The sequence below is a fragment of the Pseudomonas sp. NPDC096917 genome (genome assembly GCF_044762555.1).
In the GTDB taxonomy this organism is placed as follows: Bacteria; Pseudomonadota; Gammaproteobacteria; order Pseudomonadales; family Pseudomonadaceae; genus Aquipseudomonas.
In genome coordinates this window covers 142,640-160,073 of the sequence record NZ_JBIWEO010000005.1, presented here as the reverse complement: position 1 = coordinate 160,073, position 17,434 = coordinate 142,640, and the positions used below count along the sequence as shown (strand labels likewise).

Annotated in this window: 14 protein-coding genes; 5 read left to right on the top strand and 9 right to left on the bottom strand. The window is 55.8% G+C overall.

Annotated elements, in window-relative coordinates:
- Positions 1-39 precede the first annotated feature (39 nt).
- The 7 genes from ACIQYF_RS07900 to minC form a co-directional block, all read right to left on the bottom strand.
- Positions 40-2,199 (bottom strand): mechanosensitive ion channel family protein, encoded by a 2,160-nt coding sequence (locus ACIQYF_RS07900; protein WP_402859117.1) that lies wholly within the window; start codon positions 2,197-2,199, stop codon positions 40-42.
- A gap of 309 nt (positions 2,200-2,508) precedes the next feature.
- Complete coding sequence (locus tag ACIQYF_RS07895) at positions 2,509-2,685, bottom strand: hypothetical protein (protein WP_402859114.1); 177 nt, start codon at positions 2,683-2,685, stop codon at positions 2,509-2,511.
- 205 nt (positions 2,686-2,890) lie between these two features.
- Complete coding sequence (locus ACIQYF_RS07890) at positions 2,891-4,180, bottom strand: M18 family aminopeptidase (RefSeq protein ID WP_402859111.1); 1,290 nt, start codon at positions 4,178-4,180, stop codon at positions 2,891-2,893.
- Positions 4,181-4,336: 156 nt separating this feature from the next.
- On the bottom strand, positions 4,337-4,972 hold the full coding sequence (locus ACIQYF_RS07885) for a pseudouridine synthase (RefSeq protein ID WP_402859108.1): 636 nt from the start codon (positions 4,970-4,972) through the stop codon (positions 4,337-4,339).
- A gap of 90 nt (positions 4,973-5,062) precedes the next feature.
- Positions 5,063-5,317, bottom strand: coding sequence for a cell division topological specificity factor MinE (gene minE, locus ACIQYF_RS07880; RefSeq protein WP_019410761.1), 255 nt, complete (start codon positions 5,315-5,317; stop codon positions 5,063-5,065).
- Positions 5,318-5,320: 3 nt separating this feature from the next.
- Positions 5,321-6,133 (bottom strand): septum site-determining protein MinD, encoded by an 813-nt coding sequence (gene minD, locus ACIQYF_RS07875; RefSeq protein ID WP_402859104.1) that lies wholly within the window; start codon positions 6,131-6,133, stop codon positions 5,321-5,323.
- Between the two features lie 200 nt (positions 6,134-6,333).
- The gene (minC, locus tag ACIQYF_RS07870) at positions 6,334-7,077 is read right to left on the bottom strand and encodes a septum site-determining protein MinC (RefSeq protein WP_402859101.1); all 744 of its coding nucleotides are present in this window, start codon (positions 7,075-7,077) and stop codon (positions 6,334-6,336) included.
- A 120-nt stretch (positions 7,078-7,197) separates the two neighbouring features.
- On the opposite strand from minC, the gene ACIQYF_RS07865 reads away from it, so the two are divergent.
- Together ACIQYF_RS07865 and ACIQYF_RS07860 are read left to right on the top strand one after the other, a co-directional pair.
- Entirely contained in the window at positions 7,198-8,130 is a 933-nt protein-coding gene (locus ACIQYF_RS07865; RefSeq protein ID WP_402859099.1) for a lipid A biosynthesis lauroyl acyltransferase, read from the top strand.
- Positions 8,131-8,154: 24 nt separating this feature from the next.
- On the top strand, positions 8,155-9,306 hold the full coding sequence (locus tag ACIQYF_RS07860) for a patatin-like phospholipase family protein (RefSeq protein WP_402859096.1): 1,152 nt from the start codon (positions 8,155-8,157) through the stop codon (positions 9,304-9,306).
- A 113-nt stretch (positions 9,307-9,419) separates the two neighbouring features.
- Here the strand turns inward: ACIQYF_RS07860 and ACIQYF_RS07855 are convergent, their stop codons facing one another.
- Positions 9,420-9,770: a DUF6124 family protein gene (locus tag ACIQYF_RS07855; protein ID WP_402859093.1), complete on the bottom strand. Its 351-nt coding sequence runs from the start codon at positions 9,768-9,770 to the stop codon at positions 9,420-9,422.
- Between the two features lie 534 nt (positions 9,771-10,304).
- On the opposite strand from ACIQYF_RS07855, the gene ACIQYF_RS07850 reads away from it, so the two are divergent.
- The 3 genes from ACIQYF_RS07850 to ACIQYF_RS07840 all read left to right on the top strand — a co-directional run bounded on the left by ACIQYF_RS07850 (position 10,305) and on the right by ACIQYF_RS07840 (position 16,270).
- A complete protein-coding gene (locus tag ACIQYF_RS07850) occupies positions 10,305-12,275 on the top strand; it encodes a hypothetical protein (RefSeq protein WP_402859090.1) in 1,971 nt (656 codons plus the stop codon).
- A gap of 175 nt (positions 12,276-12,450) precedes the next feature.
- Positions 12,451-14,661, top strand: coding sequence for an autotransporter outer membrane beta-barrel domain-containing protein (locus ACIQYF_RS07845; protein ID WP_402859087.1), 2,211 nt, complete (start codon positions 12,451-12,453; stop codon positions 14,659-14,661).
- A gap of 118 nt (positions 14,662-14,779) precedes the next feature.
- Complete coding sequence (locus tag ACIQYF_RS07840; protein ID WP_402859083.1) at positions 14,780-16,270, top strand: hypothetical protein; 1,491 nt, start codon at positions 14,780-14,782, stop codon at positions 16,268-16,270.
- 35 nt (positions 16,271-16,305) lie between these two features.
- On the opposite strand, the gene ACIQYF_RS07835 is transcribed toward ACIQYF_RS07840, so the two are convergent.
- Positions 16,306-17,385, bottom strand: a complete 1,080-nt coding sequence (locus ACIQYF_RS07835) for a fimbrial protein (protein WP_402859080.1) — start codon at positions 17,383-17,385, stop codon at positions 16,306-16,308.
- Positions 17,386-17,434 lie beyond the last annotated feature (49 nt).

The window sequence follows — 17,434 nt, the reverse complement described above, 5'->3', positions numbered from 1 at the left end:
GTAGGCGCTGCCACAGGCTGCGATCTTTTGGGCTTTGGATTACGCCTTGTGCAACGCCCCGCTACCTGCCGTCACCACTTGCACGCTGAGGCGCGGCGTGGCCAGGTCCAGCCCGGCTTCGTCCAGATGGCGTTTGAGCGACAGGTTGAACGCCCGCGACACTTCCCACTGTTTGATGGGCGCGGTCTTGAAGCGTGCGCGCAAAATCGCGCTGCCCGACTCAAAACTTTCTACCCCCTGGATCTCCAGTGGCGACCAGATGTTGCGGCGTTGTAACGGGTCGGTGCGCATCTTCTGCCCCACATCACGCATCAATTTGATCGCGTCGTCGATTTCCATGTTGTAGGGGATCGCCACGCGGAAAATCGCGTAGCCGAACTCTCGGGAATAGTTTTTGATGCTTTTGATTTCGCTGAACGGAATCGTGTGCACGATGCCGTCAATGTCGCGCAGGCGCACAGTGCGAATTGTCAGGCCTTCAACCGTCCCCAAGTGCCCGCCGACATCCACGTAATCGTCGATGGCCAGCGAGTCTTCGATAATGATGAACAGGCCGGTGATCAAGTCAGCAACCAGTGACTGGGCACCGAAACCAATGGCCAGACCGATCACACCGGCACCGGCCAGCAGGGGCGTCACGTTCATGCCCATGTTCGCCAGGGCGACAATCAGCGCGATGATGAAAATGGTCGCAAACAGTACGTTGCGAATCAGCGGCATCATGGTTTGTGCGCGGGCGTTGGCCACGCCTTTGCGTGAACGGGTCAAGGCATGATGGATGGCGGTGTCGGCCAGAATCCAGAGCAGCCAGGCAAACAGCAAGGTGCCGGCCAGCCCAAACAGTTTGACGCTGATTTCATGCCCATCGCCTTCGGTAAAGGTGATCAGCGACAAGCCCCAGACCCGCAACCCGAGTTCGATGAATACGAGCCAGACCACCAGGTGCGCCAAGGTGTAGACAAAGCTCTTGAGTCGTTCGGAATACAGCGCGTGGCGCTTAGGGCCGCGTTGCGGTTTTTGTGAATGGCGGCGCACCAGCCCGTTGATCACCATGCACAACACGACCAACACTGCGCAGATCAGTGACTGACGTAAGGCGGTGCTGGTGTCGCCCGCCGAGAGGAAGGTGGCGAACAGTGAAATGCCCACCAGAATCAGCGCCGCGATGTACCAATAGGTGCCGAGAATATCGATGCTGTCGCTCAAGGCGCGGCGCGTGAGGCGGCGTGACAGTGGCTGGTTGCGGATCAGGTGCGCGATGGGGCGACGGAAGCGGATGATAAACAGCCCCGTCGACAACGCGGCCATCACATTGGCGAAGGTGGCAGCCGTGTGCGCCAGGTGTACGCCCAGGGTGGCGACCAGTCGCGGGTCGCTTAACGCTTCACCAAAGGCGGCGAAGCTGCCGATCCACCACAGGGGGCGAAACGCCTGATGCCGCAGAATATGCAGGGCCCGATGGCGATGCGGCCCGTCGAGCAACGAAAACAGAATGACACAGGTGGCTGAAAAGCACGTGCCGATCACCAATGCATAGGCCAGCACCATGGCGAGGTCTTTGCCCAGTGACGATGGCAAGGCGTAGCTCATGTACACCGTGATCACCAGGGCCACCAGCCAGGGCCCCAGTTTGCGCAAGGCAAAGCGCAGCATATCGACGGCTTTGGGGTGTTGCGGCAGTTCTTCACTGAGTCCAAAGCGCAGGCGCACACGGTGGCTGATCCAAATCAGCAGCGCGGCCAGAAGGCTCCAGACCATGATGATCAGCGCAAAGGCGAAAATGATGGGCACCCATTCATTGGCCGGGAGCATCAAGGCCACCAGCTCATCTTTGGCTTGTTCGATTTCGGTGGTCCAGCGCGAGGACGGGCTGTCGCTGCCGGAAAACTGTTTTTCGAGGTCGGCGAGGGTGCTGCCAATCAGGCCCAGTACACCGATTTCAGCTTCGGGCTGGGCTTTTTTGGTCGCGTCACGAAGCTTTTTAAGATCGGTCAGCAGCTTGCTGCGTTGCTGCTCGCTCTCCAGGTTTTTGATCACCTCGTCCAACGATTGGCCTAACGGCTCGCTCGGTTGCACCTGGGTTTTGTCTGAGCTGCCCAGCAGGCTGGTGATACCTGCGGCCTGGGCCGAAGTCAGAGACAGGAGGGTCAGCAAGCCAATCAGCAGGCAGTGGGGCAGGGCAAAGAGACGAAGAAACACTAGGCGATCAACCTCAAAAATTACGGATTGACCGAGTGTACGCTAGGGTCTGTTCCCGTTTCACTGCAAGTCGCGTCGCTGGGTCAAATTTAGCCACGCAAGGCGCAGAGCGAAGGCAATGGTTGTTCCCTTCCCAAGCTTTGCAACACAGCCTGGCTAAATTTGATACGCGACCCGAAGGGACGAAAGTCCACGTGGGCTTTCGTCGCGGCTGCAATGAAACGGGAACAGACCCTAGGCCTGGCGATCATTCATTTCTTGTTACTTATAAATAAGTGATCGCGCAGCAGCACAGTCAATCCGCACGGTTTATTCGTTTAGCTTGGCGAGAATTTTGAAAACGATGGTGCCGAAAATCAGCAACATCCCAAACCATATCGACAATACGCCAACTTTGCGCTCGCGAAAGTTGAAGCCAATAGTCAGCAGCAACATGCCGCAAACAATGGGGATCATCATGGAGTGGAACGCTTGCGTTTCGAACATGGTTATAGACCTGAGCAAATGAATGCCCCAAGTCTAGGTCGCTTTGCGCAGATGTGGGGTGATGTGTATCAAAAAGAGCTGTAACCGGCGCCCAGCGCATTTGTGGGAGCGAGCCTGCTCGCGATTCAAACGGCGCGGTGTGTCAAAAAAACCACACTGACAGTATCGCGAGCAAACCCGCTCCCACAGGTTTTGGTCAGTTCGCTTACGGCAGTTCGTGACTGGCGTAGAACGCGCTCAGTACCTTCACCAGGTGCGCCAGGTCATGGCTGCCAGCCAGTTCGCGAATCGAGTGCATGGCGAATGTCGGCAGGCCGATATCGACCGTGCGCACTCCCAGGTGGCTGGCGGTAATCGGGCCGATGGTGGAGCCACACCCCATGTCGCTGCGCACCACAAAGCTTTGCACCGGCACTTCGACCGCCATGCACAGATGACGGAAGAAGCCGGCGGTTTCGCTGTTGGTGGCGTAGCGCTGGTTGCTGTTGACCTTGATCACTGGCCCGGCATTGAGTTTGGGGCCGTGGTTGGCGTCGTGCTTGTCGGCGTAGTTTGGGTGTACGCCGTGCGCGTTGTCGGCCGAGACCAGCAGCGACTTTTGAATCGTGCGCACAAACTCGTCGCCCTCGGGCAACACACGTTGCAGGATCTGCTCCAGCATCGGGCCATCGGCACCGCAAGCCGAGCACGAGCCGACTTCTTCGTGGTCATTGGCGACCAGCAGGCAGGTTTCTTCGGTGTCGGCGTTGAGCAGCGCCTGCAGGCCCGCGTAGCACGACAGCAAGTTGTCGAGGCGCGCACCGGCAATGAAGTCGCCGTTGAGGCCGATGACGGCGGCACTTTGGGTGTCGTAGAAGCTCAGCTCATAGTCGAGTACCACGTCAGCGTTGAGCCCGTGCTCGCGTGCCAACTGGTCGGTGAGCAATGCACGAAAATCCACACGCTCATCGCCCGCGACCTGCGCCAGGATCGGCGGCAGTTCGTTCTGCGGATTAATCGCCCAGCCTTCATTGGCGCCACGGTTAAGGTGGATGGCCAGGTTGGGAATGGTCGCGATTGGCGCCCTGAAGTCGATCAGTTGGCTTTCAACCTTGCCGTCGCGGCGGAAGGTGACACGCCCGGCGAGTGACAGGTCGCGGTCAAACCAGGGGGCGAGCAGAGCGCCGCCGTAGACTTCCACGCCCAACTGCCAAAAGCCCTGGCGTTGCAATTCAGGTTGAGGCTTGACCCGCAGGCAGGGGCTGTCTGTATGAGCGCCGACCATGCGGATACCTGCGTGCAGAGGCGAATGACGGCCCAGCTTGAAGGCAACAATGGAGGAGTCATTGCGGGTGACGTAGTAGCGACCGTTGGCTTCGGTGTGCCAGGTTTCGCGTTCATCAAGACGCTGATAACCGGCGGCCTCCAGACGTTGAACAAGGCTGGCAGTGGCATGAAACGGGGTAGGGGAGGCCTTGAGAAAGTCGATCAGGCCTTGGTTCAGCTCTTCGCGCATAAGTTACTCCAGACAGCAAGGCCGCGAGTTTAGCGCATTGATCACAAAATTTGACCAGCAAAAACATGCAAACCCCTTGTAGGAGCGAGCTTGCTCGCGAGCTTTTAAGATCAAAAGATCGCGAGCAAGCTCGCTCCTACAGAAGGGCGTCAGTCTTTAGAACGGGGCGGGGCACTCGAAGCGCAGGCGTTCGCCAGTCTGCGGGTGGGTGAAGCTGAGCATGCTGGCGTGCAGGCATAAACGCGGGTAGGCCGCCAAAGCCTGCGGGTGCGCGTAAAGGCCATCGCCCAGCAATGGGTGGCCAATGGACAACATGTGTACGCGCAACTGGTGCGAACGCCCGGTAATCGGGGTCAGCTCAACCCGGCAGTAATCGGCGCAACGTTCCAGCACTTTCCAGAAGGTCAGCGCGTTTTTACCGAATTCGTGGTCGACGACGTGCCGAGGTTTGGTCGGCGGGTCGTAGCGCAGTGGCAAGTCGATGCTGCCGCTGTCCAGTTCCGGCTGGCCCCACGCGAGTGCGGTATAGGCCTTTTCGGTTTCACGGTCATGAAACTGACGCGACAGTTCGCGGTGCGTGTCCGCATCGCGGGCCAGTAGGATGATCCCCGAGGTTTCCCAATCCAGGCGGTGCACGATGCGCGCCTCGGGGTAGCCGTTTTCTTGCAGGCGGGTAATCAGGCAGTCTTTGTTGTCTTCGGCCCGGCCCGGCACTGACAGCAGTAAGGTCGGTTTGTTGACGACCAGAACGCCCGCGTCCTGATGGATGATGTGAATGTTCGACAACGGCATTAAAACAGCCTCTTAACAAACGCCAACGGCGGCCTGGAGATCCCCCTGTGCAGAGAGACCTCCAGGCCGCCGTGGTTTCAGCCGGATCGGTTAACGATCTGGCAAGGTGATGTTGAGTTCCAGAATCGAGCAGCTTCCCTCGTTTTCAAGGGCGATCTGGACTTGATCATCGCCGATGTTGACGTATTTGCGGATCACCTCAACCAGCTCTTTTTGCAGGGCTGGCAAGTAGTCCGGGGTGCTGCGTTGGCCGCGCTCGTGCGCCACGATGATCTGTAGACGCTCTTTCGCGACCGACGCGGTGGTTGGCGTTTTGCGGGTACGAAAGAAGTCAAAAATGTTCATTGTTTAGTTGCCTCCAAACAGGCGCTCGAAGAATCCCTTCTTCTGTACATCGAGGAACCGATGCTCCACGGTTTTGCCCAGCAAGCGATCAACTGCATCGCCGTAGGCCTGGCCAGCGTCACTCTGATCATCAAGGATCACCGGCACGCCTTGGTTGGAAGCCTTGAGTACCGCCTGGGATTCCGGGATCACTCCCAGCAGCGTTACCGCCAGGATTTCCTTGACGTCTTCAACGCCCAGCATTTCACCCTTGCTCACGCGATCCGGGTTATAGCGGGTCAGCAGCAAGTGTTCCTTGATCGGTTCTTCGCCCTTTTCTGCGCGGCGCGATTTGCTGGCCAGCAGGCCCAGCATGCGATCCGAGTCACGTACCGAAGACACTTCCGGGTTGGTCACAACAATCGCTTCATCCGCGAAGTACATGGCCAGGTGAGCACCGGTCTCGATACCGGCCGGGGAGTCGCAGACCACGTATTCAAAGGTCTCTTTAAGTTCCATCAGAACTTTTTCGACACCTTCTTTGGTCAGTGCATCCTTGTCGCGGGTCTGGCTGGCGGCCAGTACGTACAAGTTTTCAAGGCGCTTGTCTTTGATCAGGGCCTGTTGCAGGTTGGCTTCGCCATTGACCACGTTGACGAAGTCATACACCACACGACGCTCGCAGCCCATGATCAAGTCAAGGTTACGCAAGCCAACGTCGAAGTCGACGATGACTGTTTTGTGGCCGCGCAACGCGAGGCCAGTACCGATAGCGGCGCTGGTGGTGGTCTTACCCACACCACCCTTGCCGGATGTAACCACTAGAATCTTGGCCAAGGTGCTTCACCCCTAAGAAAAAAGGACTTTTTAGTCCCTGAATAACATCTCTAAATAAACGACAGCAGATGCACAGTTTTTGCGGTCATCTTCCAGCTTAGGCCTACACAGCCTAAACGCTGGCTGAAAAATGATTTCCTACAAGAATCAGCCTGTGTTCTCTATGTTTTGAGATGGTTGGAAAATGGCGAGAGTATCCGTTAAAGACGGGTGATGTTCAACATGTCACTTGACAGACTGATTTGGACCCCGGCGCCCCATAAAGGATCGCGTCGCAGGTCTTCAGACACTTTGTACTTGCCGGCAATGGACACCAGTTCGGCACTCAGTTGCTGGCAGAAAATCCGTGCCTTGGTATTCCCTTTGTGTCCGGCCAGTGCGCGGCCACGCATTGGCCCGTACACATGGATGTTGCCATCGGCCATAAGTTCCGCACCGGGGCTGACAGAAGAGATGACCACCAGGTCACTGCCTTCGGCATACACCATTTGGCCACCACGGACCGGGCTGGTGATGATCTTCGTCGGCCGAAGGGTTGGCTCAGGCGGTTTTTCCGGCTTTTGGGGCGCTGGCATCACTTCGACTGGCGGTTCAATCAGTCGCTCGCGGGCACCCGAAGGCGGCAGCACCGGCAAGTCGATGGCGATGGCCGCAGCGATGTCTTCGATTCGATTAGCGCGAATGGCCAGGGTGCGCAGGCCATGTTGGCGGCACACACGCATCAGCCCCGGCAAATCGATGGCGCCAGCCCCCGCAGGCAACTTGTCGAGCGCCAGCACCAACGGGGTATTACTGAAAAAATTAGGCGCTTGGGCCACCTTGGCTGCCAGTTGGCGGTCGAGGGCTTCAAGGTTGTTTCTGGCCAGTTCCAGCACCGTAATGGCGAGCATACTGCCCTTAAGCTGGAACACTGGGGCTTGGTCTTGCGATTCGGTTTGGCTCATGGTCGGTTAACGCGGCTTGTCACTTAAAGTGCAGAGACTTATAACGAGAACGCCCGCGAGCCGCAAGCCGGGTCTAACGATGTAGAATGCCCGGCCCCTAGTGTCTGTCCGGAATCATTCATGGATCGCCCGCAATTTCGTGCTGCTTTTATTCATCCGCGCTTTTGGCTGCTTTGGTTAGGGCTGGGCGTACTGTGGCTGGTGGTTCAGTTGCCTTATAAGTGGCAGTTGGGTATCGGTCGTTTGCTGGGCTCGCTGATGTACCGGGTGGCCGGTGATCGGCGGCGGATTGCGGCGCGTAATCTTGAGCTGTGTTTTCCTGAAAAAACCGCCGCCGAGCGCAACAGGCTGCTCAAGCAAAACTTCGCCTCAACCGGCATCGCCTTTTTCGAGATGGCCATGAGTTGGTGGTGGTCCAAGCCGCGTCTGGCCAAACTGGCCCACGTTGAAGGGCTTGAGCACCTTAAACAGGCACAGCGCGAAGGCAAGGGCGTTATTTTGATGGCGTTCCACTTCACCACCCTGGAAATTGGCGCGGCTTTGCTCGGCCAACAGCACACCATTGACGGCATGTACCGCGAGCACAAAAATCCGCTGTTCGACTTTATTCAGCGTCGCGGCCGCGAGCGGCACAACCTGGATTCGCTGGCGGTAGAACGCGATGACGTGCGCGGTATGCTCAAGTTGCTGCGTTCGGGGCGCGCAATCTGGTACGCACCCGATCAAGACTACGGCGCCAAGCAAAGCATTTTTGTGCCGTTGTTCGGCATTCAGGCGGCCACCGTCACCGCCACCAGCAAATTCGCCAGGCTGGGCAAAGCGCAGGTTGTGCCCTTTACTCAACAGAGACTGGCGGATGGCAGTGGTTACAAACTTGTGATTCATCCGCCGCTGGACGATTTCCCCGGAGAAAGCGATGAGGCGGACTGCCTGCGAATCAATCAATGGGTCGAACGGGCGATACGTGAATGCCCCGAGCAATACCTGTGGGCGCATCGCCGCTTCAAGACCCGCCCGCCAGGTGAGCCCAAGCTGTACGACAAGCGGCGGTGATACGACTTCACCCAAGGGCGCGCAATGAACACCGCAGAACCGGTCACTGGGCTGATTCTGTCTGGCGGCGGCGCCCGAGCCGCCTATCAGGTCGGGGTGTTGGCGGCGATTGCCCAATTGCTGCCTGCGGGGGCGCCTAATCCGTTCCCCGTGATCGTCGGCACCTCGGCCGGGGCGATCAATGCCGTCAGCCTCGCCAGCCGCGCCACTGACTTTGCCGGTGCGGTCGAACACTTGACGGCGTTCTGGCAGAGTTTCCAAAGCCAGCGGGTATTGCGCAGCGACTGGTTGGGAGTGATACGCCAGGCCAGCCGCTTCTTGGGTCACAGCCTCCTGGGGTTGGGCGCACATGTTCCTGTTGCACTGCTAAACAGCTCGCCCTTGCGCGATTTACTCACCGATAAAATCGACTTTGCCGGTATTGACCAAGCCATTGCGGCGCAGCAACTGCGAGCGGTGGCCGTGACCGCCTTTGGTTATTCATCGGCGCAAGCCGTGACCTTTTACCAAGGCACCGGCACCATTGATGGCTGGTTGCGTCATCGGCGGATCGGCTTGCCCACTGCCTTGAGCGTTGAGCACCTGCTGGCCAGCTCTGCCATCCCGCTGCTGTTTGCCCCGATCAAAATTGGCGAAGAATACTTCGGCGATGGTGCCGTGCGGCAATCGGCGCCGATCAGCCCGGCGCTGCACCTGGGCGCGAATCGGGTGCTGGTGGTCGGGGTCAGCGGCAACCCGCGCGGCCCGGCGCCGATCACTGACCAGCAGCGTCACTACAACGTGCAACAACCCACGTTGGCGCAAATTGGCGGGCACATGCTCAACAGCACCTTCATTGACAGCCTTGAAAGCGACCTTGAACTGCTGGAGCGCCTGAACCACTTCAGCCGCTTACTGCCCGGCCACCACGAGCGTTTGGGGTTGGCGCCGGTTGAAGTGCTGGTCATTGCGCCCAGCCAGCCCATTGATGAAATTGCCTCACGGCACCGCCATGAATTGCCTGCGGCCTTGCGCCTGTTTTTACGCGGGCCGGGCGCGACCAAAACCAGTGGCGCGGGGGTGTTGAGTTATTTGCTGTTCGAAGCGGGGTATTGCAGCGAGTTGATTGAACTGGGCCGCAAGGATGCACTGGCCCAGCGTGAGGCGCTGGTGGGCTTTTTAGGTATCGGCGTGTAGCGGTGGTAGACGCTGGCGAGGCCATGTCGTAACCCAAGATCAAACGATCGCGAGCAAGCTCGCTCACAGGAGGGTGTCTAAACGCGCCTGCTTGCACTCAGGCGCGTGCGGCGTCAGTGGGTTGTCAGGCCGTCCAGCGATTTGTCGACATAGGCTTTGGCCAACTCAACTAAATGCCCTACCGACAACACCAGGTCGCGCGCGGCGCCGTGCATGCCATTCCCCACCTCACTCGCCGAAGCGCCCGCGCAGCGCAACAAGTCTGACGCTTGGGCCAAAGCCGCTTCTAAATTGACACTGTCGGGGATGTCGTACGTGGCCGCAACCACGGGGCAAGCAGGCTTAGGGCCGTGCAGGTAGTAGTCGAGGGCGCGATCGGCGGCGGCACGGTCCAGCAACAGTGGGTCGCTCTGCGCAGCGTCGTGCAGGGGTGAAGCGGGCGGATCGGGGACAATCTTTTTCATGGTCAACTCCAGGTGCATTCAAAGGAGCTGCCACGGATCGCGACTAAACGAATGGGTGGCAGCCGTACGCAGGTTAGTCGACCGGTGCATCTGGAAAAACCGGCGCGCCCGAAGGCGCCCTGCGCACGGCCACCATAAAGCGGAGGCCGAAAAAAAGCGCCTCGCGAAAGGTGGCGCTTATGCGCCAGATGACTAACCGGGCGACTAAACCCGATCGCTGAATGTGCAGCGATGGGCCGAGACTAGCCCCCGAATGTCAGTGGCGCAAGCGCGCAGGATTTTCTCGGAAAATTCGTATGATTGAAAGCGATGCGTCGTACGAAATGGCTGATTTTAAGGGCCTTGGCGCAGAAGGCTGTATGTATAACTACCTATCAGATCTGACAGTTTCGCGACTGTTTAAATAAGCGCTAAATAAGTTTAACCGCAGTACGTTGAGGCAAACGCAATGCCCGCCGGACATCGGTCTGCTTTTTTAACTCAAGCGCCATGGACAACTCTTGGCGATACCCAGTGAACACGGAGAACGACAACATGGCGGGTTCAGATAAAAAAGATCAGACGTTTAGTGCTAATAAAGGCATATCGGGTGGGGGGACGCCGTTCGCAATTCAGAGTCCGGATGTGTCGCATATTGTGATGGACGCGACCACTGGGCTTATTTCGAAGGAAGTGCTTGAAAGAGGGGATCAAACCGTCACGATTACGACATGGGGAGGGGGAGTGCCACCAGAGACTTACACTGAGTATTTTAGGCTGGAATGGGCGCACGCGGGGAGTGACACTTGGACGCTCTTTCAAGAGCACACTTGGGTAGGGGGCGCCCCTTGGGTGCCGTTGGTTTTCACGATCCCCAGCACTTTTTTGCGGGATGAAAAGAATGAAGGGCCCTTCGATCTCCGATATCAACATATTAACTTTGAAGAAGATGCGGTTGACTCGGATAGAGTTCGCATCCTGATCGACAAGATACCGCCGAATGGTGCAAATCCACCGAAAAAGATGGATTTTGGGACCCTTACGTTGCCCATCACGGATGCAACGTTTGGAACTAATGACTTTCTGGATGTGACCATTCCTGCATGGACGGGCGATCAAGCCGACGTTCGAGTAGCGTTCGGTTGGATAAAGGGCGCACTGCCAACAGAGCCTGGCGATATAGATTTGATTGGTCCGCAGGACATTGCCCCCGGGGGGGGCACGGTGCGAATTCCCAAACAGCGCTTTATCGATGCTGGCGATGGTCTGTGCTGCGGTGGCTATGTGCTGATCGACAAGGCCGGTAACACCAACCTGTCTGACTATGAACTGATGTCCGTCGCGCTCGGGCCTTTGCCTGCTGTTTCAACCGATAAGCCCACGGTAGCGGACCCCTCAGGCGGTGAGTTGCTTCGTTCGGACATCGAAGGGGACAGCGTTGAAGTGACGGTGCCTTATGTGACCAATGGCAAAGCCACCGACGGTATTCTGGTTAAGTGGGATACGCAGGAAATGTTGCTGCCTACACCGGTGGGCAGTAACCCGCAGAGCGGGACAAAAATTGAAGTTCCGTGGACCACCCTCTGGGCGCAATACGGTTTAAGTACCATAGGCGCTAAGGACACACCCGTTTCTTATACGATCGTGCGGGGTGTGGAACGGTTTCCTTCAGATTCTGAAACGATTAAATGCAACTTTTCTGCCCCTGGGCCGGTAAACCCGGAACCAGAACCGGAAAACCCAGGCCTGCCAAAGGCCACTGTAGTGGGCGAATCCGATCAAGACGATGTACTGATCGAAGCTGACGAAAACAAGACCGTGAAAGTGAAGATCACGCTGGTTGCCCCAGTGGTTGACGGTGACATTTATCAAGTGGTCTGGAACGGAACGCTCATCGGGGCCCCTCGTCCCATTGACGTCGTTAACGAGCCGGTGGGGACGATTATCGAAATCGAACTTGATAATTGGGATGAGATTCGCAGCCAGGGCCCCAGCACCGAAATGCCGGTTTGGTATCAACTGACCAACGCGCTGCATGCAGAACCGCAGGTGCCTAAAGACCGGGCAGAGGTCGATATTAGCTTCCTGAAATTTCGTTTACCGCAGGCCCAACCTCAGCACCTCAATGCAAATGGTCGATTGAGTTGTGCCTCCTTGCGCTGGAATGAGGCAGGCACAGAATATGGCGTGGAGTTTTTGATTCCGCCGAGCGGGCAGTTGAAGGCAGGCGATGATGTGGCCGTCACCTGGAAGGCGTTTAAGAACTTTACGACTCCGGTCGAACAACCTGGAGCCACAAAAGAGTACACGTTTACTGATATCAGCCAAGAACAGGCGGACAACGGGATTGTCTGGCTCATTGAGCCTTACGCCACGCATGTACTGCCCGCGTGGGAAAAAAACAACCAGATTGGATTGGGGGAGGTGACTTACACCATTGTAGGGAAACCTGTGGACACCCCTGTCACCACCACGCCAGTTTCGTTGGCACAGGGTGAGGGGACCTGTGACATTCCAGATAAATAGCCTTTTGAGCACGCAAGCGTAATGGCCCTGCCGTCAAGAGACCGGGGCTATTCCCCGTTCTCGCTGAAAACGGTCTTCTTTCTTGCAATGTCTTTCAGAAATGCCCTACAGACTGCTTGGTGTTTGCTCTTTAGTCTTCGCGGCTTTTCTGTAAGCAGTCCCAAAGGGAACGTATATGTCTGTCAAAGTGTTGAAGTTGCATCCTTTGTTTCGTGCGCTGAGGTTGCTGTCTATTGCTCCCTTAATGTTCGTCGCTGAGGCGGGGTATGCGAGGGTTCTGAATCCGGGTGAGATTCTTTCTATTGACAGTACAACTGCCGCTGATAACTACGTGTTGAACGGTGACTCGACCTTGAATACCGAGGGGGCCGTGACCCGCGATATCAAGGTGAATAATTCAACCTTGAACCTCAATAACAGTACCGTGCAGGCCACGGGTGCTAATGGTGTATGGCTTCTAGGTGGCCGGGCAGATATTACCGGCAGTAACATTGCCAGTGATCGGACAGGTTTAGCGCTGAGTCGTGGTGGCGCTGATCTGGGCTCGGTTGCAACGGTGACTGACAGCATAATTAGCGGTGGTACGACCGGTGCAACGGTCAATGGCACCGGTGACTTGACGCTCGTGAGGACGACGGTGGCGGGTACGGGAAGCGATTCTCTTGGTTTGTCGCTCTTTTCCGGTAAGGTCACGGCCATAGGGGGTTCCATCACCGGCAATGGGGACGCAATTAAGATCGGTGGCGATCTTGTTGCTTCAAACGCCACACTGGTCCTGAACGGTACTACGGTTCATAGCAGCGGCGGTTCAGCCATTGTGGTCGATACCTTGGGGCTGGGGCCAACCACGGCCAATATTTCAGTGCTCAATGGTGCCCAACTGTCCGTCGCCCCCGACGGGTATTTAATGGACGTTCGAAAGGGCGCCGAAGGTAACTTGCGTGTTGGGGGCAGTAATACCCAGTTGGTAGGCGACATCATTGCGGACGGTACGAGTACCGCTAATGTGCTGCTCGAAGACTCTGCGACGCTGACCGGGCATCTGGAAAACGTGCAGAACTTGGGTGTCAACAGCAATGCCCGCTGGGTGATAGTGGGTAACGAGAGTGTTCAGAATCTCTCGCTTAATGACGGCGGTGTGCAGTTCGGTAAGCCGGGGGAGTTCTACACCTTGAAGGTAGAAAATCTGTCCGGCGCCGGTGGCACGTTCTACATGTACAACGACTTCACCCAAGGCTTGGTCAATACCTTAACAGTGACCGGCACCGCGACCGGCAACCATTCGATCAAGCTTGACAGTATGGGCACAGAACCTGTGGCTGCGGGCTCGACGCCAGTGGTGCATATTGCTTCAGGCGATGCCTCTTTTGCTTTGGTGGGCGGTGGCGTCAGCCTCGGGGCTTTCGATTACGATTTGACCCAGCATGCTGGTAATCAGCAAGACTGGTTTTTGGACACCAGCAGCAAGGTGATCAGCCCTGGCACACGGTCGGTACTGGCCTTGTTCAACACCGCGCCTACCGTGTGGTACGGCGAACTGAGCACGTTGCGTAGCCGCATGGGTGAGCTGCGCACGAACGCGGACAAAGCGGGTGGCTGGATGCGCGCCTACGGCAACAAGTTTGATGTGAGTGCCAGTTCTGGTGTGGCTTATCAGCAAGTGCAACAAGGCCTGTCGTTTGGTGCGGATGCGCCTTTGCCGGTGGGCGACGGTCAGTGGATAGTGGGCGTGTTGGGTGGTTACAGCAAGTCTGATCTGGACTTGAGCCGGGGTACCAGTGGCACTGTCAACAGTTACTACATGGGTGCCTACACCACTTGGCTGGACGAGCAGAGCGGTTATTACTTTGACGGCGTGCTCAAGTTCAACCGCTTCCAGAACTCATCCGATGTAGAGCTGACGGGGGGTGATAAAACCAAAGGCAAATACAACAACTATGGCACTGGTGCTTCTCTGGAGTTCGGCCGTCATATCAAGTTGGCCGATGATTACTTCGTTGAACCCTATGCGCAAGTGTCGGGTGTGGTGATTCAAGGTAAAGACTACGACCTGAACAATGGCTTGGCCGCTGAAGGCAGCCGCACGCATTCGTTACTGGCCAAAGCCGGTGCCACAGCGGGGAAAAACTTCAACCTCGGTGCGGGCAAAACACTGCAACCCTATGTGCGCGCTGCGTATGTGCATGAGTTTGCCAACAACAACAAAGTTGAAGTTAACGATTACACCTTTAATAACGACCTGTCTGGCTCCCGTGGGGAGTTGGGTGCCGGTGTGGCCATGACGCTGACCGACAAAGTCTCGCTGCACGCCGATTTCGATTACAGCAATGGCGACAAAATTGAACAGCCCTGGGGCGCCAATGTGGGCTTGCGCTACCTCTGGTAGTCCTTGATGTAAGGGTAGAAATGCCGGAGTTCACTCCGGCATTTTTGTTGTAGGCACAGGGTGTTATCCGGGGCCCTCTATGCCCGTAGTGGGTGAGTTTTCGTTACGGAGATATAAAATGCATTCTGAAAAATTAAGTCTATTATCACGCAATATGACAGCGCCCTGGACAAATCCCGCACCTCTCACCGATATAAAGTATGGTGAAATTAATTTGTTGCACCGTTCTGCCTGGAGTGATGTAAATAAGCCGCTGAGGGTCGAGTTTAAACCTTGGTATGACACTCCGCCGAGTGTTTCAGGACGCGAGCGCGTTGAGGTTTTTTTGGATGATAAAAAAAATATAATCGAAACAAGAGAGTGGGAGTTGCCCATGGATGAGAGCGATTATTATATTGAGATTGGCGCGAATAAATTACCGGAAGGCGAGCATAAGCTCGGTTTTGTCATGACTAATTTTGAAAATGTATCGGACACATCCGATTTATATACCATCACCATTGATAAAACTGAGCCCCTTCTAGCCACAAACAGCACCTTGATTTTTCCCCCTGAAGTAAGCCCCCCCTACAGCATCACAGCGGCCTATCTGGAAAATCCGCTCAACAACGATCAAGTGTTAGCCACCCTGCCGGCCTACACCGATAAAAAGGTGGGGGATGTTATTACCTGGTATTGGGGTTCATCTGATTCCGATGTTGAGGAGGTGGGTACACTTACGTTGGAGATAGATCATATTAATGGAGCGTTGCCGCAGTTAACGTTTACCGGAGACATGATCCGCGACAGCAGCGATGGCAAACGCTTTGCCTATTATCAAATCCAGGACCGTGCCGGTAACCCGAGCCTGGCGTCGGACCCTATTGAGCTGTTTGTGCAGGCCTCACCCATTCCCCGCGACTTTCCCCATCCAACAGTGCTTCAGGCCAGTGGCAATGGCTCTACAAGCTCGTTGGACCCTTTTAACGCCGATGAGGGCATTACTGTCGACATACCTGCCTCAGTGGTTTTATATGAAGGAGAAAAGATAAGGGTGTCATGGGGTGTGGAAGGTAAGGCCGGGTATTTCCTGGGCGAATTTTCAAGTATGCCCGAAGACAGAAAGTTAAGCGTCACGTCAGACTATATGCCTCAGCATATGGGCAAATCGATCGTTGTTACCTACCAGGTCAAGCCGGTTGTAGGTGATGTCATCACTTCAGGTGTATTGACTGTCAATATGACCATGATACCGCGTGAATCGATGCAGTATGGCTACTGTGAATTCCCGCAAGTAAGTATGTCAAACTTTCCGGCTGCCGGCCTGAAGGTAACACTGTTGATGCGTTGGTTTTTGATTCAGCCTGGGCAGTGGGTGAAGATTTATGGGAGAGGTGTTCCGGCCGCTCCAGGAGTTGCGGATATTACGTTGCCGATATTAAACGATTTTGAAGTCACTCAGAAGTGGATCGATGAAGGATCTATAACTGACTTGATTGTCAAGGCAGACTTGAGCCCATTTAAAATACCCAGCGAGCTTACAGTTATTACCAGTTTTAGTTTTGATGGTAAAGAAACCTGGATGACGGAAGAGGGCAGTCCGAGGTCAAAACTTCAGATCTTAACCTAATGATGGTTTTGAACGGCCCCTCTTGGGGCCGTCTTTTATTTGTAGGTAATGGTAAAGGCCAGTGCGCCTTTGGCTATACCAGGCTTTACCTCTGAGGTGGGCTCTGTTTGATACAGTCGCGCTTTAAAGTCCAGTACTACATTGCCTGGGCTGATCGCCACAACGGGGATTTCTTTTTCGAGTTCAAAAGGTGTTATTCCATCACGTGTCAGCACTTGTATGCCGACACCCCGCGCGTCGGAATCAGCGCTGAGGCTAAATAGGCCTTTTGCCGAGTCGATGGGAACTGAATCTTTAGCGCCATCGAGGCGTATATGAGCGGTGGCGATATTGTTGTTCTCCGGGTCCGCAATACAATTTTCCAGGGTAATGGAAAAAGGCACTGGGGTTGTGCCGGTATCAGGCCCTTTAAAATCAGCGATGTCCCATTCTTTAAGGTCGACTGGATCTGCACTTACCGCGGTAGCGGAGACACTGCATTGCGCTTGTATGACAGTGCCGCTTATACCAAAATCAAACCCTTTTCCGACCCCGGTCAGGCTCGACGTTGCCAAGGTTCCACCATCCAAAGGTTGCGGGCCTGGTGTAATGTCGCCAGTCTTGATCAATGTGACACGGGTAATCAGTCTGGTCAGGTTGAACACGACTGACATTCGTTGGTTGTGAATGGCTGTAAAAGGTATGACAGGCGGGCCCATCGGTGTAAATGCGTTAGTTGCACCTCCTGAAAAAGGAAAGCCCAGCTGTATATAAGCCCCTACGCCGCTGATATTGGTTTCAATGACCTTGCCATTGACATCCTCTCCGTTGACTGGCGGCAGCAAAACAGGCGAGATGGCTCTTACCGCATTAATACTGAAGTCCAGGGTAACACTGCCATCATTCGTGCATCTTAATTGGGCATTGTTTTCATCAGAGGCGGTCCCATACTTTTTAAATTCCCCAATAATGCTGCCGATCCCTGCGTCTCGAGGAATATAAACACTGCCCATGTCTTGTCGGTATAGCTGAGGGCCGGGGGGCCTGCCGGGCTCCCAAAAGCAGGTATTTGCCAAGCCGGTTTGCCAATAGCTGATTAGTCCAAGACTGATCAGCCCGATAATTAAACGTTTCATGTGTGCTCCGATCCGGTCAGCGTTACTTTCAAATAAACCGGTGCTTTGG

What these genes read in the sequence shown, in the direction of transcription:
- ACIQYF_RS07850 (WP_402859090.1), top strand. Translation starts at nt 10,305, where the DNA reads ATGGCGGGTTCAGATAAAAAAGATCAGACGTTTAGTGCTAATAAAGGC.
- ACIQYF_RS07890 (WP_402859111.1), bottom strand. Translation starts at nt 4,180, where the DNA reads ATGCGCGAAGAGCTGAACCAAGGCCTGATCGACTTTCTCAAGGCCTCC.
- ACIQYF_RS07840 (WP_402859083.1), top strand. Translation starts at nt 14,780, where the DNA reads ATGCATTCTGAAAAATTAAGTCTATTATCACGCAATATGACAGCGCCC.
- ACIQYF_RS07860 (WP_402859096.1), top strand. Translation starts at nt 8,155, where the DNA reads ATGAACACCGCAGAACCGGTCACTGGGCTGATTCTGTCTGGCGGCGGC.
- ACIQYF_RS07895 (WP_402859114.1), bottom strand. Translation starts at nt 2,685, where the DNA reads ATGTTCGAAACGCAAGCGTTCCACTCCATGATGATCCCCATTGTTTGC.
- minC (WP_402859101.1), bottom strand. Translation starts at nt 7,077, where the DNA reads ATGAGCCAAACCGAATCGCAAGACCAAGCCCCAGTGTTCCAGCTTAAG.
- minE (WP_019410761.1), bottom strand. Translation starts at nt 5,317, where the DNA reads ATGAACATTTTTGACTTCTTTCGTACCCGCAAAACGCCAACCACCGCG.
- ACIQYF_RS07885 (WP_402859108.1), bottom strand. Translation starts at nt 4,972, where the DNA reads ATGCCGTTGTCGAACATTCACATCATCCATCAGGACGCGGGCGTTCTG.
- ACIQYF_RS07865 (WP_402859099.1), top strand. Translation starts at nt 7,198, where the DNA reads ATGGATCGCCCGCAATTTCGTGCTGCTTTTATTCATCCGCGCTTTTGG.
- ACIQYF_RS07845 (WP_402859087.1), top strand. Translation starts at nt 12,451, where the DNA reads ATGTCTGTCAAAGTGTTGAAGTTGCATCCTTTGTTTCGTGCGCTGAGG.
- ACIQYF_RS07835 (WP_402859080.1), bottom strand. Translation starts at nt 17,385, where the DNA reads ATGAAACGTTTAATTATCGGGCTGATCAGTCTTGGACTAATCAGCTAT.
- ACIQYF_RS07855 (WP_402859093.1), bottom strand. Translation starts at nt 9,770, where the DNA reads ATGAAAAAGATTGTCCCCGATCCGCCCGCTTCACCCCTGCACGACGCT.